This is a genomic window from Pseudomonas sp. WS 5071 (assembly GCF_012985765.1).
Taxonomy (GTDB): domain Bacteria; phylum Pseudomonadota; class Gammaproteobacteria; order Pseudomonadales; family Pseudomonadaceae; genus Aquipseudomonas; species Aquipseudomonas lundensis_A.
In genome coordinates this window covers 50,513-76,681 of sequence record NZ_JAAQWY010000029.1, presented here as the reverse complement: position 1 = coordinate 76,681, position 26,169 = coordinate 50,513, and the positions used below count along the sequence as shown (strand labels likewise).

General features: G+C 58.1%; 22 protein-coding genes, 5 tRNA genes and 1 pseudogene. 13 read left to right on the top strand and 15 right to left on the bottom strand.

Going from position 1 to position 26,169, the window contains the following annotated elements; genetic code table 11:
* Positions 1-125 precede the first annotated feature (125 nt).
* Positions 126-2,771: pseudogene (gene ptsP / locus HBN61_RS17575) on the bottom strand (phosphoenolpyruvate--protein phosphotransferase); the annotation flags it as partial.
* Between the two features lie 338 nt (positions 2,772-3,109).
* Between ptsP and cra the strand changes: the two are divergent.
* Entirely contained in the window at positions 3,110-4,105 is a 996-nt protein-coding gene (cra, locus tag HBN61_RS17570; protein WP_094994999.1) for a catabolite repressor/activator, read from the top strand.
* Between the two features lie 2 nt (positions 4,106-4,107).
* Entirely contained in the window at positions 4,108-4,884 is a 777-nt protein-coding gene (locus HBN61_RS17565; protein ID WP_169964067.1) for a TatD family hydrolase, read from the top strand.
* 38 nt (positions 4,885-4,922) lie between these two features.
* Here the strand turns inward: HBN61_RS17565 and ampE are convergent, their stop codons facing one another.
* From ampE to HBN61_RS17550, 3 genes are all read right to left on the bottom strand, one after another.
* Entirely contained in the window at positions 4,923-5,759 is an 837-nt protein-coding gene (gene ampE, locus HBN61_RS17560; protein WP_094994997.1) for a regulatory signaling modulator protein AmpE, read from the bottom strand.
* A complete protein-coding gene (gene ampD / locus HBN61_RS17555; RefSeq protein ID WP_169964065.1) occupies positions 5,756-6,319 on the bottom strand; it encodes a 1,6-anhydro-N-acetylmuramyl-L-alanine amidase AmpD in 564 nt (187 codons plus the stop codon). The genes ampE and ampD overlap by 4 nt, the downstream gene beginning before the upstream one ends.
* Before the next feature lie 92 nt (positions 6,320-6,411).
* On the bottom strand, positions 6,412-7,902 hold the full coding sequence (locus HBN61_RS17550; RefSeq protein WP_170047382.1) for a DUF1631 family protein: 1,491 nt from the start codon (positions 7,900-7,902) through the stop codon (positions 6,412-6,414).
* Positions 7,903-8,250: 348 nt separating this feature from the next.
* Here HBN61_RS17550 and nadC point away from each other — a divergent pair, with 348 nt between their 5' ends.
* On the top strand, positions 8,251-9,099 hold the full coding sequence (gene nadC / locus HBN61_RS17545) for a carboxylating nicotinate-nucleotide diphosphorylase (RefSeq protein WP_170047380.1): 849 nt from the start codon (positions 8,251-8,253) through the stop codon (positions 9,097-9,099).
* Between the two features lie 21 nt (positions 9,100-9,120).
* Here the strand turns inward: nadC and HBN61_RS17540 are convergent, their stop codons facing one another.
* The 4 genes from HBN61_RS17540 to HBN61_RS17525 form a co-directional block, all read right to left on the bottom strand.
* Complete coding sequence (locus HBN61_RS17540) at positions 9,121-9,618, bottom strand: methylated-DNA--[protein]-cysteine S-methyltransferase (RefSeq protein WP_275941101.1); 498 nt, start codon at positions 9,616-9,618, stop codon at positions 9,121-9,123.
* Positions 9,615-11,120, bottom strand: coding sequence for a DNA-3-methyladenine glycosylase 2 family protein (locus HBN61_RS17535; protein ID WP_170047378.1), 1,506 nt, complete (start codon positions 11,118-11,120; stop codon positions 9,615-9,617). Before HBN61_RS17535 ends, HBN61_RS17540 begins: the two co-directional genes overlap by 4 nt.
* Before the next feature lie 146 nt (positions 11,121-11,266).
* A tRNA-Thr gene (locus HBN61_RS17530) sits at positions 11,267-11,342 on the bottom strand.
* A 46-nt stretch (positions 11,343-11,388) separates the two neighbouring features.
* A complete protein-coding gene (locus HBN61_RS17525; protein WP_094994991.1) occupies positions 11,389-11,796 on the bottom strand; it encodes a pilin in 408 nt (135 codons plus the stop codon).
* A gap of 225 nt (positions 11,797-12,021) precedes the next feature.
* Here HBN61_RS17525 and HBN61_RS17520 point away from each other — a divergent pair, with 225 nt between their 5' ends.
* The 4 genes from HBN61_RS17520 to yacG are packed head-to-tail and all read left to right on the top strand — an operon-like array spanning position 12,022 to position 14,915.
* Positions 12,022-13,227, top strand: a complete 1,206-nt coding sequence (locus HBN61_RS17520; RefSeq protein WP_170047376.1) for a type II secretion system F family protein — start codon at positions 12,022-12,024, stop codon at positions 13,225-13,227.
* Between the two features lie 2 nt (positions 13,228-13,229).
* The gene (locus HBN61_RS17515) at positions 13,230-14,090 is read left to right on the top strand and encodes a prepilin peptidase (RefSeq protein ID WP_275942195.1); all 861 of its coding nucleotides are present in this window, start codon (positions 13,230-13,232) and stop codon (positions 14,088-14,090) included.
* A 1-nt stretch (position 14,091) separates the two neighbouring features.
* Positions 14,092-14,715, top strand: coding sequence for a dephospho-CoA kinase (gene coaE / locus HBN61_RS17510; protein ID WP_170047373.1), 624 nt, complete (start codon positions 14,092-14,094; stop codon positions 14,713-14,715).
* Positions 14,712-14,915 carry a DNA gyrase inhibitor YacG gene (gene yacG / locus HBN61_RS17505; protein WP_094994988.1) on the top strand — a complete coding sequence of 68 codons (204 nt, stop codon included), beginning with the start codon at positions 14,712-14,714 and terminating at the stop codon, positions 14,913-14,915. Before coaE ends, yacG begins: the two co-directional genes overlap by 4 nt.
* Before the next feature lie 74 nt (positions 14,916-14,989).
* Here yacG and HBN61_RS17500 read toward each other — a convergent pair whose 3' ends face one another.
* Positions 14,990-15,679: an energy-coupling factor ABC transporter permease gene (locus tag HBN61_RS17500; RefSeq protein ID WP_170047371.1), complete on the bottom strand. Its 690-nt coding sequence runs from the start codon at positions 15,677-15,679 to the stop codon at positions 14,990-14,992.
* A 130-nt stretch (positions 15,680-15,809) separates the two neighbouring features.
* Here HBN61_RS17500 and HBN61_RS17495 point away from each other — a divergent pair, with 130 nt between their 5' ends.
* From HBN61_RS17495 to HBN61_RS17480, 4 genes are all read left to right on the top strand, one after another.
* Positions 15,810-16,439, top strand: coding sequence for a DUF1780 domain-containing protein (locus tag HBN61_RS17495; protein ID WP_094994986.1), 630 nt, complete (start codon positions 15,810-15,812; stop codon positions 16,437-16,439).
* Complete coding sequence (locus tag HBN61_RS17490; RefSeq protein ID WP_169964057.1) at positions 16,436-16,963, top strand: MOSC domain-containing protein; 528 nt, start codon at positions 16,436-16,438, stop codon at positions 16,961-16,963. The genes HBN61_RS17495 and HBN61_RS17490 overlap by 4 nt, the downstream gene beginning before the upstream one ends.
* Before the next feature lie 55 nt (positions 16,964-17,018).
* Positions 17,019-17,192 carry a DUF3094 family protein gene (locus HBN61_RS17485; protein ID WP_047273641.1) on the top strand — a complete coding sequence of 58 codons (174 nt, stop codon included), beginning with the start codon at positions 17,019-17,021 and terminating at the stop codon, positions 17,190-17,192.
* 66 nt (positions 17,193-17,258) lie between these two features.
* Positions 17,259-18,560: an NAD(P)/FAD-dependent oxidoreductase gene (locus HBN61_RS17480; RefSeq protein ID WP_094994983.1), complete on the top strand. Its 1,302-nt coding sequence runs from the start codon at positions 17,259-17,261 to the stop codon at positions 18,558-18,560.
* Positions 18,561-18,634: 74 nt separating this feature from the next.
* On the opposite strand, the gene gad is transcribed toward HBN61_RS17480, so the two are convergent.
* The gene (gene gad / locus HBN61_RS17475) at positions 18,635-20,032 is read right to left on the bottom strand and encodes a glutamate decarboxylase (protein WP_094994982.1); all 1,398 of its coding nucleotides are present in this window, start codon (positions 20,030-20,032) and stop codon (positions 18,635-18,637) included.
* Between the two features lie 168 nt (positions 20,033-20,200).
* Here gad and glsA point away from each other — a divergent pair, with 168 nt between their 5' ends.
* Positions 20,201-21,145 carry a glutaminase A gene (gene glsA / locus HBN61_RS17470; protein ID WP_094994981.1) on the top strand — a complete coding sequence of 315 codons (945 nt, stop codon included), beginning with the start codon at positions 20,201-20,203 and terminating at the stop codon, positions 21,143-21,145.
* A 20-nt stretch (positions 21,146-21,165) separates the two neighbouring features.
* Complete coding sequence (locus HBN61_RS17465) at positions 21,166-22,695, top strand: amino acid permease (protein ID WP_094994980.1); 1,530 nt, start codon at positions 21,166-21,168, stop codon at positions 22,693-22,695.
* A 166-nt stretch (positions 22,696-22,861) separates the two neighbouring features.
* Here HBN61_RS17465 and HBN61_RS17460 read toward each other — a convergent pair.
* The 5 genes from HBN61_RS17460 to clpB form a co-directional block, all read right to left on the bottom strand.
* Positions 22,862-22,938: transfer RNA gene (locus HBN61_RS17460), tRNA-Pro, on the bottom strand.
* 94 nt (positions 22,939-23,032) lie between these two features.
* Positions 23,033-23,108, bottom strand: a tRNA-Lys gene (locus HBN61_RS17455).
* Positions 23,109-23,113: 5 nt separating this feature from the next.
* Positions 23,114-23,190: transfer RNA gene (locus tag HBN61_RS17450), tRNA-Pro, on the bottom strand.
* Between the two features lie 9 nt (positions 23,191-23,199).
* Positions 23,200-23,275, bottom strand: a tRNA-Asn gene (locus HBN61_RS17445).
* A gap of 329 nt (positions 23,276-23,604) precedes the next feature.
* Positions 23,605-26,169, bottom strand: a complete 2,565-nt coding sequence (gene clpB / locus HBN61_RS17440) for an ATP-dependent chaperone ClpB (RefSeq protein WP_094995093.1) — start codon at positions 26,167-26,169, stop codon at positions 23,605-23,607.

Here is a 26,169-nt window from a genome sequence, read left to right as displayed (position 1 = left end):
GACGAAGATCCATGGCGGACACCTCTTTCCAGGACACATCACACCTCCTAAGGGGTCAATGTGTCCTATTAAAAGTGTTCGCGATGTCTCCGAACATTGTGTTCGCTATGTCCCCGGTCCATACACTTGCCATGGGCATGGGCGGCACGCACGGTGATGTCGATCAGTTGCAACACGGCCGGGTGCAAACCGTCGGCCTGCGCCGACAAGGTCGGGTGGCCGCGGTCGATGGCCAGCGTGTATTGCGTCAGGTCGTTGGTGCCGACGCTGAAGAAATCCACTTCTTTGGCCAGCACCGGCGCCAGCAATGCGGCAGACGGTACTTCGATCATGATCCCCAGTTGCAGGTCAGCGACCGGGATTTCCTGACGCAAGCGCTCGGTCATGTCGCGGGCAGCACGCCATTCGGCCACGCTGCCGACCATCGGGAACATGATGCGCAGCGGGCGGTTGTCGGCCGAGCGCAACAGGGCGCGCAACTGGCTTTCCATCACGTGCGGGCGCTGCAAGGTGAGACGAATGCCGCGCACGCCCAAAAACGGGTTTTCTTCCTTATCAATCGGCCAGTACGGCAGCGGTTTATCGCCACCCACGTCCAGCGTACGCACCACCAGCGGGCGACCGTTAAGGCCATCGAGCACCCGGCGGTATTCAGCTTCCTGAGTGGCTTCATCCGGGGCCTGGGAGTGGGCCATGAAAATCAGCTCGGTGCGCAGCAGACCGATGCCTTCAGCGCCCTGCTCGACGGCACTGGCCACACCTTTGCTTTCACCGATATTGGCAAACACTTCCACCGGGTGCCCGTCACGGGTCACGGCAGGTTCATGACGCAACGCGCTGGCGGCCTGCAAACGCTGATCGCGGCTGTCACGCTCCTGGGTTGCGCGGTGCAGGGTCTCGGCGTCAGGTGCGACATGCAGACGTCCACGCTGACCATCGATCAACAGGTGCGTGCCCGACGCCAGCAGCAACACAGCTTCACCTGCGCCGACCAGCGCCGGGATACCCAGGGCACGGGCAACGATGGCACTGTGGGCCGTCGCGCCACCGCGGGCAGTCAGAATGCCCGCCACCCGCGCCGGGTCAAGCCGCGCCACGTCAGAAGGGCCGACTTCATCCATCACCAATACGTAGGGCTGATCGGGTTCGGGTGGGGTTCCGATACCACACAACTGCGCCAGCACGCGGCGCCCAATGTCGCGTAAGTCAGCTGCACGTTCGGCCAGCAAGGCATCTTGCAGCGCTTCTTGCTGACGCGCCGCCGCTTCAATCACCGACATCCACGCCGCTTCCGCGCTTTCGCCTTGCTTGAGGCGGTTGTCGACGTCATCCGTGAGCTCGGGGTCGTCGAGCATTTCCTGATGGGTAATGAAAATCTCGCGGATGGCTTTGGACGGGCTGCGTTGAATCAGCCCTTCGATGTCCTGACGCACCTCGGTCAGCGCGTGTTGTAACCGCTCGCGTTCAACCACGGAGGATTCGCCGCGCAACGGGTAATCAAGGCGTGGCAGCACATGAATGTGCGCAGGCCCGATGGCAATGCCGGGCGCGGCCGGGATGGCGTTGATCACACTGCCGGGCGCCGGGGCGGTGATGACTACCGCCACGTCCGCCACGGGGGCGGGTACGTCGTTTATGGCTGGCAAGGGTTCGACTTCTTCGCCCAGCCCTTCTTCAATGGCCGCCAACATCGCAGGCAGCGCGACGCTGGCAATGCCCGGTTCAGCCACAAACTCCAGCACCTGGCCACGACGGGCACCCAGACTCAACAGCTTGCTTAAACTTTTGGCCGACACAGGCGATTCTTGGCCACCCACGATGCTGACGCGAATCTCGCCCTCAAAACGTTTGGCCAACTGCGCGAGCACTTTCGCCGGGCGCGCATGCAGCCCATGTGCATTCGCCAGCGTGATGCGCGCACTCGGCCAGTCAGCGGGCAATTCACCGCCCAACACTTCAAGCACCGCACGGCGGCTGGTGGCACTGCCCAATTCGTGACCACGCCCCTCGATCAACAGGGCGCACAGCCTCTCCAGCAACGCCTGGTGCGCCTCCCCAAGGCTGGCGAGGCAGAACAGCCCGCTCAGTGGCTGGCCAAGGTAGCGGATCGGTTTATCGGGCGTGACGAAGGCCAGCCCCGGGCGCTTGACCATTTGTTCACTGTGCAGCCACCACAGGCCATCACCCAGCGGCAGTGCTTCAACTTGCTGCAACACGGCCGCAAAGCCGTTATCGACGCATTCAGCCTGTCGCAGTAAACGGGCGCCGCGCCAGACCAACTCTTCAAAGTCGTCAGCCGAGACGCCCAAGCCAATCATTTGCGCGTCGAGCGCCAACTCCTGCGGCGCCCCTTGCAGCAGCTTGAGCAGGGCTTCAGCCGAACTGGCGCGCCTCAAGGCTTCGCCCAGATCGGTTTCGCCCAAGGCACGGGTCAACAATTGCAGCAAACGCAGGTGCTCGTCGGACTTGGCGGCAATGCCGATGGCCAAATACACCATTTGCCCGTCGCCCCAGTCCACGCCTTCGGGGAACTGCAACAAGCGCACACCGGTGGTGAACACCAGGTCGCGGGTTTCAGGTGTGCCATGGGGAATGGCAATCCCCTGACCCAGAAAAGTGGAACCTTGAGCTTCACGCGCTCGCAAACCGTCCAGATAGCCTTCGGCCACCAAGCCATCAGCGACCAGCTTATCGGCGAGTAATTGCAACGCCGCAGACTTATCCACAGCCGTCTGGCCCATGGATATCTGCTCTATGGTGAGCTCGAGCATGCGTTCTCCTTTCCTGGCACTCCGTGGTGCCCGGTATTGTTTTGAATTAAGTCAGCTTAGGCCGCTCGCCCCCAAGTGTGTCACTGGATGTGTGGCAAGCACATCAGCCTGGGCTTACGTCGTTTAAACAGGCTTGCTGAAACGTTTAATCATGAATGTGCGGCACGTTACTGCATAATCGTCCGCGCTTGAAGCCCAACCTGTCGCATTGATCAGCGTCATGCGGACGATGCGTCAAAAAAATACAGTAGCGATAAGGCAGACGATGGTCGCTGCCTTTATCGGGTAGGATTGGCCAGAATGTCGGCATGTACTACAAAAAATAAGGAATTATCGGCGTGAAGCTCAGCGATATCGCTCAACTGGCAGGTGTTTCCGTGACCACCGCCAGCTATGTCATCAATGGCAAGGCTGAACAGCAACGCATCAGCAGCACGACCGTGGAACGGGTGCGCGCCGTGGTGGAAGAACATGGCTTTACGCCCAACCCGCAAGCCGCGGGATTGCGCAGTCGTCACAGCAGAACCCTGGGTTTCATCCTGCCCGACCTCGAAAACCCGAGTTACGCGCGCATTGCCAAGCAACTTGAACAAGGCGCCCGGGCCCGGGGCTATCAATTGCTGATCGCCAGCTCTGACGACGCGCCCGACAGTGAGCGCCAGTTGCTCAAGCTGTTCCGTGCGCGCCGTTGCGATGCGCTGTTTGTGGCCAGTTGCTTGCCTGAAGAAGACGACAGCTACCGTCAGCTACAGGATCTGGGCATGCCGATCATCGCGATCGACCGGACATTGCCATCGGACCGCTTTTGCTCGGTCATCAGCGATGACCGCGAAGCCAGCATGGCCCTGACCCGCAGCCTGTTGCAGCCGATGCCGCGCCAGATCGCGCTGATCGGTGCACGCCCCGAGCTGAGCGTTAGCCAGGCCCGTGCGGCTGGATTCAAACAAGCGCTGCAAGGGTTTGAGGGTGACGTGCTGATTGAGCACGGGACGGCCTTCAGCCGCGAATGCGGCCGACGCATCATTGATGAGTTGCTGGCCCGTCTGGGGCATTTCCCCGACGCGTTGGTAACGACATCCTACGTGCTGCTGCAAGGCATGTTTGACGCCTTGCTCGATCACCCGGAACACAAGGCCCCTGCGCGCCTGGCGACCTTTGGTGACACGCAATTGCTGGACTTCCTGCCGTTGCCGGTCAACGCCATGGGTCAACAGCATCAAGTGATTGCCGAAACCGCGCTCAACCTCGCCCTGGCAGCCATCGAAGAACAGCATTACGCGCCCGGCATTCATGCCATCGCGCGTCGATTCAAGCAGCGTATCCATCAGGCCTGAGCATGCAACTGATCGACACACACACGCACCTCGACTTCCCGGCGTTCGATGCCGACCGCACGCCACTGCTGGCGCGCAGTCGCGCGCTGGGTGTCGAGCGCATGGTGGTGCTGGGGGTTGATCAGTGTAATTGGCAGCGGGTGTGGGATCTGGTGCAAACCGACAGCCAGTTGTATGCCGCATTCGGGCTACACCCGGTGTATCTCGATGCCCATCGCCCCGAGCACATCACCGAACTCGGGCAATGGCTAAGCCGGCTGGCCGGGCAGCGACAAGTGTGTGCGGTGGGCGAAATCGGCCTCGACTACTTCCTGCCGGCGCTGGACCGCGAACGTCAGCAGTCATTGTTTGAAGCCCAACTGGAACTGGCGGCTGACTTCCGGCTCCCGGCGTTATTGCACGTGCGCCGCAGCCACGCGCACGTCATTGCCACCCTCAAACGCGTCAAGTTGCAACGCGGCGGGATTATTCATGCCTTTGCGGGCAGCCGCGAGGAAGCGCGCGAATACATCAAGCTGGGTTTCAAACTGGGCTTGGGTGGCGCCGCTACATGGCCGCAGGCCCTGCGTTTGCGCAGGGTACTGGCTGACTTGCCGCTGGACGCTGTCGTGCTGGAAACCGACTCGCCCGACATGGCGCCGGTCATGTTCGCCAACCAGCGCAATAGCCCAGAACACCTGCCCGCCATTTGTGAAGCGCTGGCCGGGGTGATGAACATCAGCGCGCAGCGACTGGCCGAAGCCAGTACGGCCAATGCGTGCTCAGTGTTTGAATGGTAAACGCACTCCTGTAACAGAGTGCGTCGAGGCACATTCATTCAGAGCAACAGCGTCCACACAGCAAAACCGGCATACCAGAGCAACGCAGAGCGCAGCAATAACTCCCACAAAGCATCCAGGCTGGAAACGCCCTCCGGCCCGGTCTGCGGTGGCGGAATTTCTGCCGCTGCGCACCCGGCTTTGTCGATCAATTGGGCCGCGCTGATTTCCCAGCTCAACAGCTCATGCAGCATCACGCGGCTGACCGCGGCAAAGTTGCCCACCAGTGCAAAGCTCGCCGCCAGCAGGCGTACCGGTAGCCAGTCGAAGGCATGCCGCAGTTGCTGGGCGCGCTCAACCAATTCCGGGTTTTTGCCATGCTCAACCGCCAGTGCCAGCAAGCGATAACTCAACGCAGCCACCGGGCCCAGCAGGAAGTACCAGAAAATCACGGCAAAAAAACTTTGATAGGCCTGCCACAGCAGATGCCCCTGGACGTTCTCCAACAATTGCTCGCCCGTGTCGGCGCAAACGCCAATGTCGCGCTGGGCCACATGGGCGGCCGCTTGCAAATCACCCCGGCGCCACGCATCGCGGAACGGCCCGAGCCCTGCCAGCACATCCCCGCGGCCCAGGCTGAACACCAACACCAGCACATGCACCGGCAAGGCCAGCAAGCCATACGCCACAGGATCCAGTACCACCAGCAGCAGGCCGAGCAGAATGACTGGCAGCAGGATAAGAATGACCAATACCCACCACGGCCGGCTGGCCAGACGGGCCGAAGCTTCAAGCTTGTTAAGCTCTCGAACCCAGCCGCTGTCGCGCTGAAGACGCTGACGCAAGGCCGAAAATTTTTCGATCAGGATCGCCAGCAGTAGCACCACAAAACTCATTGTTTCTCTCCTGTGTTCGGCAGCTCACGGCGAAAACGCACCCAATCAAAGCAAGGTCCCGGATCCGTCTTGCGTCCCGGCGCCACGTCACTGTGGCCACATATTCGTTGAGGGGTAATCTGCGGGTAATGCTGTTGCAGTTGCCGGGTCAAGGCAATCAGTGCCTGATACTGCGCATCGGTGAAAGGTTGGTCGTCCGTGCCTTCAAGTTCGATGCCCAGCGAAAAGTCATTGCACGCCTCACGCCCTTCAAAGCTGGAAATACCCGCATGCCAGGCGCGGTCCAGGCACGACACAAACTGCGTGATCTGGCCGTCGCGTTCAATCAAAAAATGCGCGCTGACGCGTAACGCCTTGATACTTTCAAAGTACGGATGCTCTGTAACGTCCAGTCGGTTCTGAAAAAATGCCTGGACCTTGCCCGTCGCAAACTGCCCCGGGGGCAAGCTGATGTTGTGGATCACCAACAGGGAGACTTCACCACCAGGGCGCTCATTGAAGTTGGGCGACGGGCAACGGTGCACGCCATCGCACCAACCGCTCGCGGGGTCCAGCTGCATAAAGGCTCCTTGTGCGTTGAAAAACCAAAGGCGCAGTATGCCGCGATGCGCGCTCCAATTGGCAGCTATCTGTGGCGTCAGTGTCGCAGGGGCTATTGCGCGTGGCGCTGGTGCAAGCTGCCGATCACCGATTCCAGCGCGCGGTCGAAGAGCAAGCGGTCATCCAGGAGCAAGACCTTGCCGCTGCGCAGTTGAGCGATCAAATCGGTGCGGCTTTGTTCCAGGACTTTCAAGCCGGTGCGGTTAACGAAAATATGTTTACCCCCCGGCTCCAGAATGGCAATCAGCTTGCAACGCAGGCGAAACTCTTCGTTTTCCTGCAATTCGATCCACGTCCCCAACCGCAACTGGCTGACCAATAGCAGGCCCAGATGGTCTTGCTCATCGATGGTTTGAGAGGTGGCGAGTGCTTTATCGCACGTTTTATCAGGTGTTTTCAGACGCGCGTGTTCAGCATCGCGCGTGCGCTGCTCCAACAGTTCAATTCGGCCACGCTCGGCTTGCGTAAAGACCAAAAACTCGTGCAGCAACGAGTCCAGCAGCGCGGGGTTATCTCCCGAATATGACGCGAGTTGTTGAACGACGTGTTCAATCTGACGGAACAGCGGATCGCTGTGCTCATCGGTACGCACGTCCCAACCAATGGCCGCTGCGGCGATGACATTCAACAATCGCCGGGCCGCATGGGTGTCGCAGCTGAAAAAGTTCTGATCCCGCTGCGCAATCTTGCGCAACGGCTCCTGCAACAAAGCAATCTGACTTTTCAGCGCCGGTGAAACATTTCGATCCTGAGCGATGTACTCAAACAGAAGCCCGACCAGACTCTGCGCTTCTTGCACGTGCGCGGGCGGCGGTGTGTCCTGGGACGTGGCCCCGCAACAGGCATCGTTGTCAGACAGAGAAGGCAGAACACCCGTGGCAATCAGCAGTTGATTGGCGTCGGCATACAGCTGGCCGGTGTGGCTAAGCAAGTAGGTTTCGAACAGTTGCAACATGATCAGCTTGACCTTGAGGTCCATGCCCTGCTCACGCTCGGCTTGCAAAAAGTACTCACACAGCATGGCCGGGCCCAACGGATTGCTGTGCTCATCCAGCGACATGGTGCAGAGGGTTGCAAGGCGCTGGGTCAATTGGCAAAGGGCCAGTTGGTCACGTGTCATGACCTGCGCCACCATCGCATTAATGACCTGCGTGCGCTCAAGGTCATTGGACAATAGAGAGAAGGTCCCCTCGACGGGCGCGGCGCCATGCAGGGTGCACTCACTGACATCGGGCTGGGTCAGGCGAATAAACGCGTCAAAAAAACGGTCAAGGAAGCCACGTTCGATGTGTTTGCGCTTGAGCCGGACATCGCGCATTGCTTCAAAAAAAAGGCTTTGCTCGGCATCACTCCGGGCGTTGTCAGCCATGGCAAACAGGGCTTCATCGGTGTTGTCGAACAGCACTTGCAGGCCATTTTTGAGCTGCTGAGCGGCCTTGTCATGGACCTGGAGCAAAATGACAGGCAGGCGAGCCAGCGGCGAATGAGTCGCCTGTTCAGCCGTCGCCTTGTGGGCAGCTCCCACTTTCCCGTCATGATGCATCCAAGCCTCCTGGAACGATGTGTCGCTTGCGTGGCGTGCAAGGGACAAAGCCACTTTTGACGCTCGCAAACAGAAACCGGCCAGCCCATAACGCGCTCGCCGGAATATCAGAAATTAGGACTTAATGGCCTGTCAAAGCTATGACGCCAATTACAAGGCGCCGATTATCTTGCAAAAGACGCGCCTTGTGCTACCTGACTTGGCAAATCATTTACCAAACGGACAAAAAAAATTTCTTAATGCCAAAAACCGCACAGTCACAACCTTTTACCCGCAGTGCAGCGCGGCGCCTTGGGTTCGCTCGCGGCATGGCCCTATAATCGACGCACTTTGTTTGTGGAGTTCGTTATGCCGAATTTACATCTGGCCGATCTCACCGCCGAGATCGAAGCCAACGTACGCCGTGCGCTTGCCGAAGACATTGGAAGCGGCGACATCACTGCGCGGTTGATTCCGGCAGAACGCCTGGCCAAAGCCACGATCATCACCCGCGATGCCGCCGTGATCAGTGGCACCGCGTGGGTGGACGCCGTGTTCCGTCAACTGGATCCTCGTGTTGCCGTGCACTGGCAAGTGGGCGATCGCGAACGCGTCAGCCCCAATCAAGTGCTGTTTCACCTCGAAGGCCCGGCCCGCTCTCTGCTCAGTGGCGAGCGCAGTGCGTTGAACTTCCTGCAGATGCTGTCGGGTGTCGCGACCCACGCCCGCCATCTGGCCGACCATGTGGCCGAGACACAGGTCAAACTGCTCGACACCCGCAAAACCCTGCCGGGTTTACGCCTGGCGCAAAAATACGCCGTGACCTGCGGCGGCTGTCATAACCATCGTATCGGTCTGTACGACGCGTTCCTGATCAAAGAAAACCACATCGCTGCCTGCGGTGGCATCAGTCAGGCCATCGACGCCGCGCACAAAATCGCGCCCGGCAAACCGGTGGAGATCGAGGTCGAGAGCCTGGGCGAACTCAGAGAAGCACTGGCCGCGGGCGCTGACATCATCATGCTCGACGAGTTGAGCCTGGATGACATGCGCGAGGCCGTGCGCCTGAACGCGGGCAAAGCCAAGCTTGAAGCCAGCGGCGGGATCAATGAAAGCACGTTGCTGCCCATTGCCCAAACGGGTGTGGACTACATTTCGATTGGCGCCATGACCAAGGATGTCAAGGCGGTCGACCTGTCGATGCGTTTGAGTTTGTAAGGCGCCAGCGGCTGTGGCGTATCAGGTCAAAGCGAAAGGCTGATGCGCCAGCTCATGCTCCAGCAACCACTGCTTGGCCGCGAGCCCGCCGGCGAAACCCGTCAATTTGCCGTTACTGCCGATCACACGGTGACACGGGATGATAATCGGAATCGGATTGCGGCCATTGGCTGCGCCCACCGCCCGCGATGCGGTGGGACGCTGGATCTGCTGCGATAACCGGCCGTAACTGGTGGTCATGGCAAAAGGGATGGTGGTGAGCGCCTGCCACACCATCTGCTGAAACGGCGTACCTTGCGGCGTGAGCGGCAAATCAAAGGTATGGCGTTCGCCTGCAAAATACGCCTCCAACTGTCGACGCACTTCCGCCAGCTTTTGCGGCGAATGCAGCCAGCCTTGCTCCGGAGAATGCGCCCGGCGCTCAGAGGCGAAGCGCACTTCTCGCAGGCCTTCATCGTCAGCCACTAAAAACAGCGGACCAATGGGCGACGGCATTTGCGCGTAGTAAATCAGCGTCATGGTTGAACCCTCCGGGCCGCAGCCGAATCGGTGGCTGCGCGCCATAAATACATCACTGAATAAGCTCGCCATGGGCGCCAGCTTTCGGCCTGCAATTGCAGGGCTCGTGTACTCAATGGAGCGCCGTCAGGGTTAGCCTGACGGCGCAGAATCAGATCAGCTGCAGGAAACGCATCCGGGTGTTTGAGCACGCGCATGGCAATGTAATGCGCCGTCCATTCGCCAATGCCCGGCAGTTGCACCCACTGGCTGATGAAAGTTTCCAGCGGCTGCTCAACGGCAAACGCCACACGCCCCTCCATTAGCGCGCGGGCAATCCCCCGGATCGTATTAATACGCGCCTGCGTGATGCCCATTTGGTCCAGGTTGGCGTCGGCCAGTTGCTCTGGGGCGGGAAACAGGCGATTGAGCCCCGTTGCGCCCTGCATTTCAATCGGCGTTCCAAACCGTTGCACGATGCGAGTGGCCAAAGTGCGCGCGGCTGCCACGCTCACTTGCTGCCCCAACACTGCCCGCACGGCCACTTCGAAGCCGTCCCAGCCGCCAGGCAAACGCAGGCCCGGATAGCGCTCGATCAGCGGAGCGAGTTGCGGGCTGGCGCCGAGGGTTTGAGCAATTGCCTGAGGGTCGGCATCCAGATCAAACATGCGCCGAATGCGTGTCACCACGTTAAGCAAGTGAGCGGGTGCGACGTTGTACAACTCAAGGCGCAAGGCATGTTGCCCTGCCGGCGCGGCGCTGACCCGCAGCCAGCCAGGCGATTGCGGTGGGCCAAATACCCGCTGATAACGCTGGGCGTCCACATACTCGATACCGGGCAACGCGCGATTGAACAGGAAACCCAGCACAGCTTTGAAGTCGTACGGCGGCCGATAGCCAAGACGCAACACCATGGGCGCGTCAGCCTGAATGGCAGGGCTGCGCCTGAACGCACGAGGCTCGGCATGGTTGGCCTCGGCAAACGCTGAATTGAAACGCCGCACGCTGCCAAATCCCGAGGCCAGGGCGACGTCAGTGATCGACAATGCCGTTTCGGTCAGCAGTTGTTTGGCAAACAACAGCCGTTGGGTAGCATGCACCGCGACGGGCGGCGCCCCCAGGTATTTCACGAACAAGCGCCGCAGCTGCCGCGCCCCCACACTCAGGCGCTCGGCTAACGCCTCCAGCGAGTGTTCGGCTAAAAAACCTTCGTTGATCAGCGTCAGGGCACGCGTCACCAAATGTTCGCCGTGCAACCACAACAGATTGCCCGGCGCCAGCTCGGGACGGCAGCGCAAACAAGGGCGAAAACCTTGAGCCTGGGCAGCAGCGGCGCTGGCGTAATACACAACGTTCTCGGCTTTGGGGGCACGAGCCGGGCACACGGGACGGCAGTAGATACGCGTGGTAAGCACGGCCGTAAAAAACACGCCGTCAAACCGCGCATCGCGACTCAACCGAGCGATTTCGCAGGCTGCGGTGGAAGGAGTAAGCGAGGTGTCGGGCGAGTCGTGTGTGTTCATGGCCCGCACAATAGCACCGGCCTTTTGGTGAATCTCGCCATTTTCGGACGTCAATGTTGACCGCCGATCAGGTCGCCCCTGGCGGCCCTCACGGGCAAACGTGCCCCCATAAAAAACGCCCTGCTAAAACAGGGCGTTTTATTAAATGGTGCCGGAGACAGGAATCGAACCTGCGACCTTCGCGTTACGAGTGCGCTGCTCTACCGACTGAGCTACACCGGCGATGGCAGCAAAACTATCACTGCCAATGAAAACGGGCAATTCGTGGCTATTTGCAGGCACCGCTGGTCAAACACGTGCCGCTTTGGGTCCAGACCAGCGCATTGCCAGCACCACTCAAGGCCGGAACCATGACGCTGGTCCAGCCGCCAGCCGCCTGGGTGCCGGTCATGGTGATCACACCATCTATCACGGTCATACCGGCGGCAAGGTTGTCTGTCGCATCTGCGGGGCCGGGAATGCCATGGGTACCCGCATCACACTGGGCCAGATCATTGGTTTCACTGAAGCACAACGCAACGGCAGTTTTGTAGCTGTTGCCGAGCGTGTTCACTTCAGCAAAGCGCGCTTTCATGGTGTGGTCGTTATAAGCAGGCAATGCGAAAGACGCGATCAGACCGATGATCGCTACCACGATCATCAGCTCAATCAAGGTAATGCCCTTTTGTTGTTTCATGTGCGGCCTCCAAAACATTAAGACGCGGTCCGGTGATCGAATGCGCTGTCAGCGCCGGGCCGCCAAAAAAAGTGCGCACAGGCTACCAAGGATCGTTGTCAGAAGCTTCTGAACAACAGCGTTTGACACCTTTGGACATGCACTGGCTCAAGTCGCGCCTCTGGCGCTGTCTAGTCTTTGACACGCACGGCGCAACTGAACGCGCCTATGCTCAAGGACGAAATCATGGCCGACACGTATAGATATCGTTGGGAAGGCAAGGATGCCAACGGCGCCACTCACACCGGGGAACTCAATGCCAAAGGGCACGCCGAGCTTCGCGCCCAACTGCGGCGCCAAGGGATCAGTGTGCGCACCATTAGGCGACAACGTACCTCGCGCAGTCGCTCCGGCAGGTCGGTCAGTGCGTCAGACATCACCCTGTTCAGTCGCCAACTGGCGACGTTGATCCAGTCGGGCGTCCCTCTTTTGCAAGCGTTGGAGGTGATTGGCAAAGGGTTCGAGCAGTGCGCCATGCGCCAACTGATCATCGAATTGACACAGGACATCGCTGCCGGAAACAGCCTCACCGCGGCGCTGCGTAAGAAACCGAATCACTTCGACACACTGTTCTGCAATCTGGTGGAGGCCGGGGAGCAAGCAGGTGCGCTGGATGTGATGCTGCAACGTATCGCGACCTACAAAGAAAAGTCCGAAGTCTTAAAAAAGAAAATCAAAAAAGCCATGACATACCCCATCGCCGTATTGCTGGTGGCAGTGCTGGTCAGCGGCATTCTGTTGATAAAAGTGGTGCCGCAGTTTCAGGCTGTGTTTGCTTCGTTCAACGCGCAACTGCCCGTGTTTACGTTGTGGGTCATTGGCTTGTCAGAGGCATTGCAACGCCACGGGCTTTGGCTTTTACTGGGCACCGCATGCGCTGCGGCCATCATCCATCATTACTACAGAGCCTCAGCCACCCTGCGCCATCGCTTGGACGCCCTGCTGCTGAAAGTCCCTGTCACCGGGCAGTTGTTACAACTGTCAGCGATTGCACGTTTTGCCCGCACCCTTTCCACCACCCTGGCGGCCGGTGTGCCACTGCTCGAAGCGCTGGATTCAGTCGCAGGCGCGACCGGCAACAGCGTGCTGAAAGAAGCCGTGCTACGGCTCAAGCAACACGTCGCCACGGGCACACAGATCCATGTTGCCATGGCTAGCAGTGGCGTATTCCCGGGCATGGCGATTCAGATGACAGCCATTGGCGAAGAGTCAGGCACATTGGACAGCATGCTCAATCACGTAGCCACCTATTATGAGAGCGAGGTCGACAACCTCGTCGATAACCTGACAACGCTGATGGAGCCCGCAATCATGGTAGTACTGGGGATTGTGGTAGGCGGTCTGGTCATTGCCATGTATTTACCTATTTTCAAACTGGGCCAAGTGATTTGAGCATGATCGATTTTTTGAGCGTCCACCCCGCTGCGTTTTTCGGGTGTGCCTTGTTGCTGGGCCTGTTGGTCGGCAGTTTCCTGAACGTACTGGTCTGGCGCTTGCCAAAAATGCTGGAACAGGACTGGCAGGCTCAGGCACGTGAAGTGCTAGAGCTTCCCGCCGCGAACAGTAAAACGACGTACAACCTGTGGCTGCCCGCCTCTCATTGCCCAGAATGCCAACACCGCTTGCGTCCCTGGGAGAACATCCCGCTGCTCAGTTATGCACTCCTGCGCGGCAAGTGCTCGCAGTGCAAAACCGCCATCAGCCCTCGCTACCCCCTGACCGAACTGGCTTGCGGCCTCGTGTCCGGCTTTGTGGCCTGGCATTTTGGCTTAAGCCCCCAGGCTGGCTGGGTGCTGTTGCTGAGCTGGGGCCTGATTGCCATTTGCCTGATCGACGCCCGCCATCAAATCGTGCCCGATGTGCTGGTATTGCCGTTGCTGTGGCTGGGCCTGCTGCTCAACAGCTTCGAGCTGTTCACCAGCCTGTCGCAGGCCGTTTGGGGGGCAGCCTTGGGTTACCTGAGCCTATGGTCGGTGTTCTGGTTGTTCAAATTAATCACCGGCAAGGACGGCATGGGTCACGGAGATTTCAAGCTATTGGCACTGTTTGGAGCCTGGGGTGGCGTATCGGTGTTGCCGTTAACGATCCTGCTGTCATCGCTGGTCGGGGCTCTGGTAGGTGTGAGTTTGCTGCTGATGCGCCGCGCTCATCGCGCAACGGCCATCCCGTTTGCCCCCTATCTGGCCATCGCCGGGTGGATTGCATTGCTCTGGGGTGGTCAAATGACCGCTTTCTATTGGCAACTTGCGACCTGAAATGAATACCGCATCTTCCAAACCCTGGATTCTGGGCCTGACCGGCGGTATCGGCAGCGGCAAAAGCGCGGCAGCCGATCACTTTGCTGCGCTGGGCATTCATGTCGTGGATGCCGACCATGCCGCGCGCTGGGTGGTCGAACCGGGCCGCCCGGCGCTGGATAAAATCGCAGAGCACTTTGGTGCCGACGTGTTGCAAGCCGACGGGCATCTTGATCGCGGCGCCTTGCGCAAATTGATCTTTGCCGACCCACAGCAGCGGCTGTGGCTGGAGGCTTTGCTTCACCCGTTGATCCGCGATGAGATCGCTCAGAACCTGGCTCAGGCGACATCACCCTATGCGATCTTGGTATCGCCATTACTGGTCGAATCCGGGCAGTACGCGACCACCCAGCGCGTGCTGGTCATTGATGCTCCCCAAGCACTGCAAATTCAGCGAACCTTGTTGCGCGACAACACCAGCGAAGAGCAAGTCCGGGCCATTCTCAAAGTACAGGCCAGCCGTGAAGAACGCCTGCGCCATGCCCATGATGTGCTGGTCAACGACAACGATTTGAAGGCGTTACAGACTGAAGTCGAGCGCTTGCATCACTACTATTTAACTTTGCGTGGAGGCCAATCATGACCAAACCAATGACCGTAGACTGCCCGACGTGCGGCACTGCCGTGGAATGGACCGCTGCCAGTGCGTTCCGGCCTTTCTGCTCGGACCGTTGCAAACTCATCGACCTGGGCGCATGGGCCAGTGAAGAACACAAAATTCCGGTCAGCCCGGATGCAGAAGAGGATATGTTTTCAGAAGAGCTGGCGCCGCGTATTCATTGATTCATCCCCCGCGTAGCCGCTGCGCCAGGCTGCGAGCGGTTCAATCGACACGCTCGCGGCCTCGCGGCAACACGTTAATTTTTGGGTTCGTCATCCTTCCACGGTGCCGCGAGGTAGCGAGTGCGGTTGAAGGTTTCCAGCCACTCCGGGCAAAACACCACCAGCGCCGTCACCAGCATCCCGTTGATAAAGGCCTCGGGGAAGATGATCAGCCATAGGTAACCGATAAAATCCTCCAGCCATTGCGGCATGACAAACAGGCCATCCAGCCATAGCACGCCTAGCCCCGCCAGCAGACACAGCAAGGCCGCCAGTGCTGCTGCAAAAAAACCTGAGCAAAAAATGTACACAAACGGATTGCGCGGTTGCGCACGCTCGACCAGGTGCGCGCAGGCCTCGGTGACGGCAATCGGCAATAGAATCAACAGCACGCCATTGACGCCCATGGCGGCCAAATCCTGTCGCCCCAGGAGCACCAACCCCACTTGTGTCATGAGCGCACCGATAATGGCAAGCGGCCAATCCAATAGCAAAGTGACGACTGTCAGGCCGATGAAGTGATATGAAACGCCGGTGTCAAAGTCGCGGCGAACCAGCCACAGTAAAAATAGCGCGAACACCGTACCAAACAGCAAATGCTGGCGCCGCGTGTCGGCAAACAATTCGACCCACGGCGCCCGCAGGACTGCCCAAAGCACGACAGGCACGTAAAGCAACCAGCCCATCACCATCGTTGGCGTGGATAAAACCTCGGCCGCAATCATGCGTGCACCCCCCACTTAACATTGCTCAAGCACACCGCTCCACCCTCCCTGCCAGATGCCCGTGTTTGTCATGCGGCTCAGTCTACACCCGCACTTCCAGTCACACCTGTTTCGAGGCTAAGCTGCGCCTATGGATGACTCTGATTATTTACGCCTGTTAACCATACAGGCCGAGCAAGCCAATGCCTTTTTGTCCAATGCCCGCAAGTGGGAGCGTGAGCGTTGGGTTTGCCAGCGCCTGCTGCAAGGCTTGAACATCAGCTACCACACGCAGGATTTCACACAGCCCGATCAGGAACCGCCTGACGTGCTGTTTCGCGATGCGCGGTTTGAGGTGTTTTTTGTGCTCGACGAAGGACGACGCCTCAGTGATGAATGGCGCGACGAGTTGCAGCGGCGGCGCAATGCCTACTCCCTGAGCCAGCTCGTGCGCCGTGAAGCTCGCCCTAAACGCATTCCGGCCAGCAAACTGCTGCAACGGCTGGGGCCGACACTGCACAAAAAAGCCACCAATTACCGTGAGCGCGACATTGATCTGGGGCAGTTGGACATCATTGCGTTTTCCAGCCTCAAGCGCGAAGTACTGGATCTCAATAGCCACTTTCCGCCGCCTACCGAGTACCTGCGCATGGGCTGGCGCTCACTGTCGCTGGTAGGCCCGACGTTTGCCAGGGTGTTGTTTGCACAGCCGCACGCTCCAGACTTTCTGCGCAGCAATTTGGGACGCAGCATTATTTTCGATGTCGGGATCAGCCTGTGAGTCCTTTGCAGGCGTTGATTGCTGAAGTACCGCAAACCGGGCGCGTACGCTGGATTGGCGTGCGCCCGCAATCTCGCGCCGACCTGGTGGTACTCGATGCAGTGGAAGCGCGTCGCGAAGCCGGACTGACCGGCGATCATGCCCGGCCCGGTGCGCGCAATGCGCGGCAAGTTACCTTGATTCAGTGGGAACACTTGGCGGTGATCAACGCCTTGCTGGGGCGCCCCGCCGAAAACCCCGTTTTACCTCAGGATTTGCGGCGCAATATCGTGGTCAGCGGGATCAATCTGTTCAGCCTCAAAGGCCGACGCTTCCGCATCGGGCGCGCGATATTCGAGACCACCGGTTGGTGCCAGCCGTGTGCACGGCTAGAGCTGCGGCTCGGTGCTGGCACATTCCAGGCGGTACGCGGTCATGGGGGCATTACCGCAAGGGTTATAGAAAGCGGGATCATTCGTCTAGACGACGAACTGCGGGTCGAGCCTTTGGGCCCCAACGGCTATGCTTCATTTCATCCCGGTTAACGCTCTGCTGTAGCTTTTACACATTCCGCAACGTCTATCTGACGAGGCAAACTCTATGTCCAGTCGCCTGAAACCAGATGACCAACAGCGTGTCGAAGAGTACCTGCAACTGCCACAACACCAGGTTGAGCGCCGGCCCTTCAGGCCGTGGATGCTCCTTGGGGTGGTGCTGATTGTGGTGATCGGTCTGGGCTTTTTGAGCCGCCTCCTGAGTTACCTGGCGCTATGAGCTGCATTGCGCTCGCCCACGGGACTCAGGCACAGAATTTTTTTTCAAGCCTTGTGAGTGATACCTATGTCCCATCGTATTGTGATTGTCGGCGGCGGCGCCGGCGGCCTGGAGTTGGCGACCCGCCTGGGCAAAACCCTGGGTAAACGCGGTAAAGCCAGCGTGACGCTGGTCGATGCCAACCTGACCCATATCTGGAAACCGCTGCTGCATGAAGTAGCGGCCGGTTCGTTGAACTCCTCCGAAGACGAACTCAACTACGTCGCCCAAGCCAAATGGAACCACTTCGAGTTCCAGCTGGGCCGCATGAGTGGTCTGGACCGTGAGCTGAAAAAGATCTCATTGTCGGCAACCCTCGACGAAAAAGGCGAAGAACTGGTGCCTGCCCGCGAGCTTAGCTATGACACCCTGGTGATCGCAGTCGGCAGCACCACCAACGACTTCGGCACTAAAGGCGCAGCCGAGCATTGCCTGTTTTTGGACACGCGCAAACAAGCCGAAAAATTCCACCAGCAATTGCTGAACCATTACCTGCGTGCGCACGCCGGGCAAACAGACACCATTGAAAACATCAGCGTGGCCATCGTGGGTGCGGGGGCAACGGGTGTTGAGTTGGCGGCCGAGCTGCACAATGCGGCCCATGAGCTGGCGGCGTATGGTCTAGACCGTATCAAGCCGGAAAACATGCACATCACTGTGATCGAGGCAGGGCCACGCGTACTGCCAGCGCTGCCCGAGCGCATCGGCGGGCCTGTGCATAAAACCCTGGAAAAACTGGGCGTTACTGTCCTGACTAATTCGGCCGTGAGCGAAGTGACCGCTGATAGCCTGATCACCAAAGAAGGCCAGGTGATTCCTGCAAGCTTGAAGGTGTGGGCCGCGGGCATTCGTGCACCAGGCTTCTTGCAGGACATTGCGGGGCTGGAGACAAACCGTATCAATCAACTGGTCGTGCGCCCAACCCTGCAAACCACCCGCGATGACAATATCTTTGCTTTCGGTGACTGCGCAGCCTGCCCGCAACCGGGCACTGACCGGATGGTGCCGCCTCGCGCGCAAGCGGCTCATCAACAGGCATCGCTGCTGGCCAAATCGCTAAAAATGCGCCTTGAAGGCAAATCTGACCTGCCCGATTATCACTACCGCGATTACGGTTCGCTGATCTCGCTGTCGAGTTTCTCGGCTGTGGGTAACTTGATGGGCAGCCTGATGGGCACAGTCATGCTGGAAGGCTGGCTGGCGCGGATGTTCTATATCTCGTTGTACCGTATGCACCAAATGGCGCTCTACGGCACGTTCCGAACGTTGATGCTGATGCTGGGCAGTCGGATCGGACGCGGCACTGAACCGCGTCTGAAACTGCACTAATCCGGCTTTAAATTTGTGTGCAATAACCGCAGGCTTCGCGGGTAAGACTCGCAGCCTGCGGCAGTTCGGACAAATCAGCGTCCTGCGTGATTCCCCGCTTCAGCTTCACGGCCTTTGAAACCGTGTGGCGCATGCTCGTCAAAGAACTTGATGTCCCGCTCAAAGTCCGCCAACAGCAATTTAGCCATGTCGATCGACAGCCCCTGACGCACCAGAATCCGTTGTACAACAACGTTTTCAACGTTGGCCGGAAGGCTGTACGCCGGTACAAGCCAGCCCCTCACCCGCAAACGGTCTGCCAGATCGTAAAGCGAGAAATGGGTTTCAACGCCGGGTTTTAATCGCCAGGTCAGCGCCGGGATGCCCAATTGAGGGTCGCCGTTATAGAGCATTTCAAACGGCCCGATTTTCACCAGTTCACGGGCCAAAAATTGCGCCGTTTCGTAACACGCCGAGTGAATGCGTTCATACCCTTCACGGCCCAGGCGTAAAAAGTTGTAGTACTGGGCGATGATCTGCCCGGCCGGGCGGGAAAAATTAAGGGCGAAAGTCGGCATATCGCCCCCAAGATAATTCACGTGGAATATCAGCCCTTCCGGAAGATCCTGCACATCCCGCCACACGACCCACCCCGCCCCCAAGGGCGCGAGTCCGAACTTGTGCCCGGAAGTGCTGATGGATTTAACCCGCGACAAACGAAAATCCCACTCAATATCCGGCGCGCAAAACGGCGCAAGCATGGCGCCACTGGCGCCGTCTACATGAAGGGCAACGTTCAGACCCTTGCGCTTTTCCAGATCGTCCAGCGCATCGGACAACGGCTTCACGGTTTCATACAGGCCGGTAAAGGTTTGACCAAAGGTCGGCACCACAACAATGGTGTTTTCATCGACGCGCTCGAGCATGTCCTCTGGCGTCATGAACCATTGCCCGTCCGACATGGGCACCTCGCGGATTTCAACATCCCAGTAACGCGCAAATTTGTGCCAGCACACTTGCACCGGCCCGCAGACCATATTCGGTGTCGTGGCCTGTTTGCCCGCTGCTTTGCGAGCGGCCCGCCAACGCCACAATGCTGCCAGCCCGCCCAACATGCAGGCCTCGCTGGAACCGACTGTCGACGTACCGATGGTGGTTGCAGCCGACGGCGAATGCCACAGATCCGCCAGCATGTGAATGCAGCGGCTTTCGAGTTCGGCGGATTGAGGGTATTCGTCCTTGTCGATCATGTTCTTGTCGATAGACAGGTCCATGAGCTTGTGCACTTCATCCTCTTCCCAGGTCTGACAGAACGTCGCGAGGTTCTGGCGGGCGTTGCCGTCCAGATACAGCTCGTCGTGCACAAGCTGGTAAACCTCACGCGCAGCCTGCTCGGCTTCGGGAAAACGTTTGGTAGCCGCGGCATGAGCCAATGCCGAAGAACCAAAGACAGGATCCGTGCCGGTATGACGTTTGATGCGGTGCAGCGCCATGGGAGCTCTCCTTGAATAATGGACCTTGGCTGGCCGACCTCCTCTTCACTGGCTCAGCGTTGGGCTAAGAGCATAGACAAGCATTTTGACTTTGCCCTGCCTGCGGGCATGTCCGGAAATTCCGTCCTATAGTTCCCGGCGACTCAACGTACGCACGGAGCGAGCGCAATGAAAACACAACCTCTCACGGTTGACGGATCAGTGACCCACGCACTGCACGAAGCCCATCAACGTTTTGCCAGCAATCACCACGGAAAAAACGCCAGTTACATTCCGTACCTGGCGTCTGTCCCTGCCAATCTGTTCGGCATCAGCATCATGTTTTGTGACGGCACCCATGCCGAGGTCGGCGACACCGATTACGCCTTTGCCATCGAGTCGATTTCAAAGGTGTTTACCCTCGCCCATGTACTGGATGACATCGGGCCGCAATCCTTGCGCAGCAAAATTGGCTGCGATCCGACCGGCGAACCTTTCAACTCTGTTGTGGCACTAGAGCTGCACAAAGGACGACCGCTCAATCCCTTCGTCAACGCCGGGGCCATGGCAACGGTCAGCCTGCTCAAGGCCGAAAATTCGACCCAGCGCTGGACGCAAATTCATTCCACGTACAACGCTTTTGCCGGACGCGATCTGGTCGTCAATGAAGAGGTGTACGCCTCTGAAGCCTCGACCAATCAGCACAATCGCGGCATTGCCTGGCTGCTTCAAAGCTACGGCTATATGTATGCCGACCCGATGGAGGTGTGCGATGTGTATACCCGCCAGTGCTCGGTTGCGATCACCTGCCATGACTTGGTCACGATGGGAGCAACACTGGCCAATGGCGGGGTCAACCCCGTGACGTACAAGCAGGTGATCGCTGCCAAAACCGTGGCGCCCATTCTGGCTGAAATGACCATGAATGGCCTCTATGACACGACGGGCGACTGGTATTACAAGGTGGGGCTACCTGGCAAAAGCGGGGTTGGCGGCGGGATTCTCGCGGTGGTTCCGGGGGTCTGCGCAATTGCGGCATTTGCCCCGCCGCTGGATGTTGCGGGCAACAGCGTTCGTGGCCAACTGGCTGCTGAACACCTTAGCCGCACGCTCAATTTGAGCCTGCTGCACTGACGCGCAAGAAGGGAGGCAATATGGCTACCACCAGTAAAGCTAAAACTTACATGTCATGGTTAACCATCTGTTTCATGATGGTTGCGGCTGTTGCCAGTATCCGCTCATTGCCAAGCATGGCGGTTTACGGCCTGGGTTCAATTTTTCTCTATGTCATCCCGGCGCTGCTGTTTTTCATCCCGGTCTCACTGGTCGCCTCTGAACTGGGAACCGGCTGGAACGGAGGCATCTATGGCTGGGTCAGGCAAGCTTACGGCGACCGCCCCGGCTTTTTCATCATGTGGTTCATGTGGATACAAGTGGTGGTCTGGTACCCGATTGTGCTTGGGTTCGGTGCAAGTACCATGGCCTACCTGATCAACCCTGAACTGGCCAAGAGCGGGGTGTTTACGGCTGCGGTCATCATTGTTCTGTATTGGTTGTCGACGTTTGTTGCCCTTAACGGGCTGACAACCCTGTCCAAGCTGACGTCGTGGTTCATGCTTCTGGGTACGGCTCTGCCCGCCGCTTTACTGGTTCTGCTGGGCGTGGCCTGGCTGGTGCTGGGGCACAAATCGGCTGCACCTCTGACCTGGGATGCATTGATTCCGGCCATCTTCGACACACACTCCACCGTCAAAACCGGCGCGCACAATCTGCATCCGGATTTGTGGCGTGAATTCACCGGCGCCATCACTGGCCTGGTGTTGATTGTGAGTAACTTCCTGGCCTTTGCCGGTATCGAAATGAACGCCATTCACGCGCGCGAATTGCGTAACCCGCAAAAAGAAATGCCCCGCGCCATTCTGCTGGCCTTTTTTATGATTCTGCTGGTGTTCATCCCGCCGACTGTCGCGATTTCACTGGTCGTGCCGGCGGATTCGACGAGCCTGACTGCGGGCGTTATTCAGGCATACGCAGCCTTCTTCGAAGGGTTCAACATGCCTTGGGCCACGCCTATCATGGCCATTTTGCTGATCATTGGCGCATTGGGCGGCGTACTCGCGTGGACGGCCGGACCCTCCACCGGCCTGCTGTTTGTGGGTAAGGCGGGAATGCTTCCACCAGTGATGCAAAAAGTGAACAGCAAAGGCGTGCAAAAAAACATTTTGTATTTACAGGCCATTATCGTCACGTTGCTTTCGACGATTTACATCTTCATCGACAACGTATCCGATGCGTTCTGGATGATCAGCGCCATGGCGGCATTGATGTACCTGATCATTTACGTATTCATGTTTATGTCCGCCATGAAGCTACGCAAAACCCAGCCCACTGTTAAACGTGGTTACGTGCTCAAGGGGCTGCATGGCTGGTGCTACCTGGGGTTGTTTTCAACGTGCGTGGCGTTGATCTTCGGTTTTATTCCACCGAATAACTTCAGCAGCATGCCGTTTTTTGAATACGCAGGGATTTTGTTGCTGGGATTGATCGTGGCAGGCGCCCCGCCGTTTGTCTTCTATGCCCTGCGCAAACCCTCATGGCAGATGGTGCCGAAGGCCGAGGCAGATCAATATTCGGCAGCTTTGCAGGATTTGCAGGATGCCGACGACAAGGCCGCTAAAACCTGATCGGCCCGGGGTGCCCAGGGCTTGTCACAGTTACAGAGCACCGACACGGCATCACGATAAATTCATGAGCAAAAAAAAAGCGTCCCTAAGGACGCTTTTTTCATGGCAGCTAATGCAACTGGCATTAGCACCTTATTTTCTACACCCATTACTGCCGGGCAGAAAATGGTCGGGGTAAGGGGATTCGAACTCCTGACATCCTGCTCCCAAAGCAGGCGCGCTACCGGACTGCGCTATACCCCGGTAAAAAAAAGGCACCTTCAAAGAGGCGCCTTCTGCGATCAGCGCTTTTGGCCTCTGATCTTAAGATCTAACCCCAGCGAACTGGAGCCAAAAATGGTGGGTCGTGTGGGATTCGAACCTACGACCAATTGGTTAAAAGCCAACTGCTCTACCAACTGAGCTAACGACCCAAAAATGGTCGGGGTAAGGGGATTCGAACTCCTGACATCCTGCTCCCAAAGCAGGCGCGCTACCGGACTGCGCTATACCCCGGCTTGAAAATGGCTCCACGACCTGGACTCGAACCAGGGACCCAATGATTAACAGTCATTTGCTCTACCAACTGAGCTATCGCGGAACTACATATTTCAATCTACAACGGCGCTGCAATACTACTTTGTAACTCTTTGCAATTCTCGTTGACTTCAGCGCATCTCCGCGTTGTCGTCTCTGAGGCGGGCCATTTTACAACCTTTGAAACCCTTGTCAACCCTTTTTTTTCGTTAGAAGACAATGATTTAGCTCTTCTAACTGACGCCTTGGTTTGGGCCAAGTTGTCGTTGCGGGTGACTGACTGCGGGGCGCACTTTACTCGCGTTTTCCTTACAGATCAACACCCTATGTAAAAAAAACCAAAAAAAGGGCCTCGCACTGCGAGGCCCCCTTTCAAAGCACCGATAACAGGCCTTATGCAAAGACGATTTCGTCGTCTTTGACGCTGGCCACCACGGTGGTTCCCGGCAGGAACTGACCCGAGAGAATCAGTTGTGCCAGCGGGTTTTCGATCCAGCGCTGGATTGCACGTTTCAGAGGACGCGCGCCATACACAGGGTCGTAACCAACCGCAATCAACTTATCCAGAGCCTCCTGGCTCAGCTCCAGGCTCAGGTCGCGTTCAGCCAGACGGCTGCGCAGGCGACCCAACTGAATCTCGGCAATGCCAGCGATCTGATCACGGGCCAGAGGCTCGAAGATCACCACTTCGTCGATCCGGTTCACAAACTCCGGACGGAAGTGAGTACTCACCGCATCCATCACTGCCGCACGTTGCGCCTCACGATCGCCCACCAACTCCTGGATCTGTGCAGAGCCCAGGTTGGAGGTCATCACGATCACGGTATTGCGGAAGTCAACCGTGCGACCGTGGCTGTCAGTCAACCGGCCATCTTCAAGCACTTGCAGCAACACGTTGAAGACGTCCGGGTGAGCCTTCTCAACCTCATCCAGCAGGATCACCGAGTAAGGCTTACGCCGTACGGCCTCGGTCAGATAGCCACCTTCTTCATAACCCACATAGCCTGGTGGAGCACCGATCAGTCGAGCCACGGAATGTTTCTCCATGAACTCGGACATGTCGATTCGCACCATCGCCTCTTCCGTATCAAAGAGGAACTCGGCCAACGCCTTGCACAACTCGGTTTTACCCACACCGGTTGGGCCAAGGAACATAAACGAGCCGCTTGGGCGATTCGGATCACTTAAGCCAGCACGTGAGCGACGCACGGCATTGGACACGGCCACCACGGCCTCGTCCTGACCAATCACGCGCTCGTGCAGCAAGCTTTCCATCTTCATCAACTTGTCGCGCTCGCCTTCGAGCATTTTGGACACAGGAATACCGGTCCATTTCGACACAACTTCAGCGATCTCTTCCTCAGTCACCTTGCTGCGCAACAACTGGTTCTCAGTCTTGCTGTGCTCATCAACCATTTGCAGGCTGCGTTCCAGGTCCGGGATGATCCCGTACTGCAACTCGGCCATGCGGTTGAGATTACCGCTGCGACGTGCCACTTCGAGTTCCTGGCGGGCTTGCTCGATCTTTTGCTGGATCTGGGCAGAGCCCTGCACTTCGGCTTTTTCCGAAGTCCAGATTTCTTCCAGGTCAGAATATTCACGCTCGTGGCGCTCAATTTCTTCCTGCAATTTTTCGAGCCGTTTTTTCGCAGCCTCGTCTTCTTCTTTCTTCAGCGCCTGCGCTTCAACCTTCAACTGAATCAGGCGGCGCTCCAGACGGTCCAGCACTTCAGGCTTGGAGTCGATTTCCATGCGAATGCGGCTGGCGGCTTCGTCAATCAGGTCAATCGCTTTGTCAGGCAACTGCCGATCAGTGATGTAGCGATGGCTAAGCTTGGCCGCTGCAATAATGGCACCGTCCGTAATCGCGACTTTGTGGTGCACTTCATAACGCTCTTTCAAGCCCCGCAGGATCGCGATGGTGTCTTCTTCGCTTGGCTCGTCGACCAGTACTTTCTGGAAGCGGCGCTCAAGGGCAGCATCCTTTTCAATGTACTGACGGTACTCGTTGAGCGTGGTTGCACCCACGCAATGCAACTCGCCCCGCGCCAACGCTGGCTTGAGCATATTGCCCGCATCCATGGCTCCTTCGCCTTTACCGGCGCCGACCATGACATGCAGTTCGTCAATGAACAGGATGATTTGACCTTCCTGTTTAGACAGCTCGTTCAGCAGCGCTTTCAGGCGCTCCTCGAATTCACCCCGGAACTTGGCACCTGCAATCAGAGCACCGATATCCAGCGACAACAGACGTTTGCCTTTAAGGCCATCAGGCACTTCGCCGTTAATGATGCGCTGAGCCAGACCTTCGGCAATCGCGGTTTTACCCACACCAGGCTCACCGATCAACACCGGGTTGTTTTTGGTCCGGCGTTGCAGCACTTGAATGGTGCGGCGAATTTCATCGTCACGACCAATCACCGGATCGAGCTTGCCTTCTTCGGCGCGCTTGGTCAGGTCAATGGTGTACTTGTCTAACGCCTGACGGGACTCTTCAGCATTGGGGTCATTGACGGCTTCACCGCCGCGCAAATTATTGATGGCGTTTTCAAGCGCTTTTTTGCTAACGCCCTGCCCCAGCAACAACTTGCCCAACTTGCTGTTTTCGTCCATGGCGGCCAGCAATACGACTTCGCTGGTGATGTACTGATCGCCTTTTTGTTGCGCCAGACGGTCCGCCTGATTCAACAGACGCGCCAAATCCTGCGACATGTTGACGTCGCCGGTCGGATTCTGAATTTTTGGCAGTTGATCGAGCTCTTTGGTCAGCTCTTTACGCAGGCTGTTTACATCGAAACCGACTTGCATCAGCAATGGCTTGATCGAGCCGCCCTGCTGCTCCAGCAATGCCTGCATCAAGTGCGCTGGCTCAATCGCCGGATGATCATGGCCGACAGCCAATGACTGAGCATCGGACAATGCCAATTGCAACTTGCTGGTTAATCTATCTATACGCAT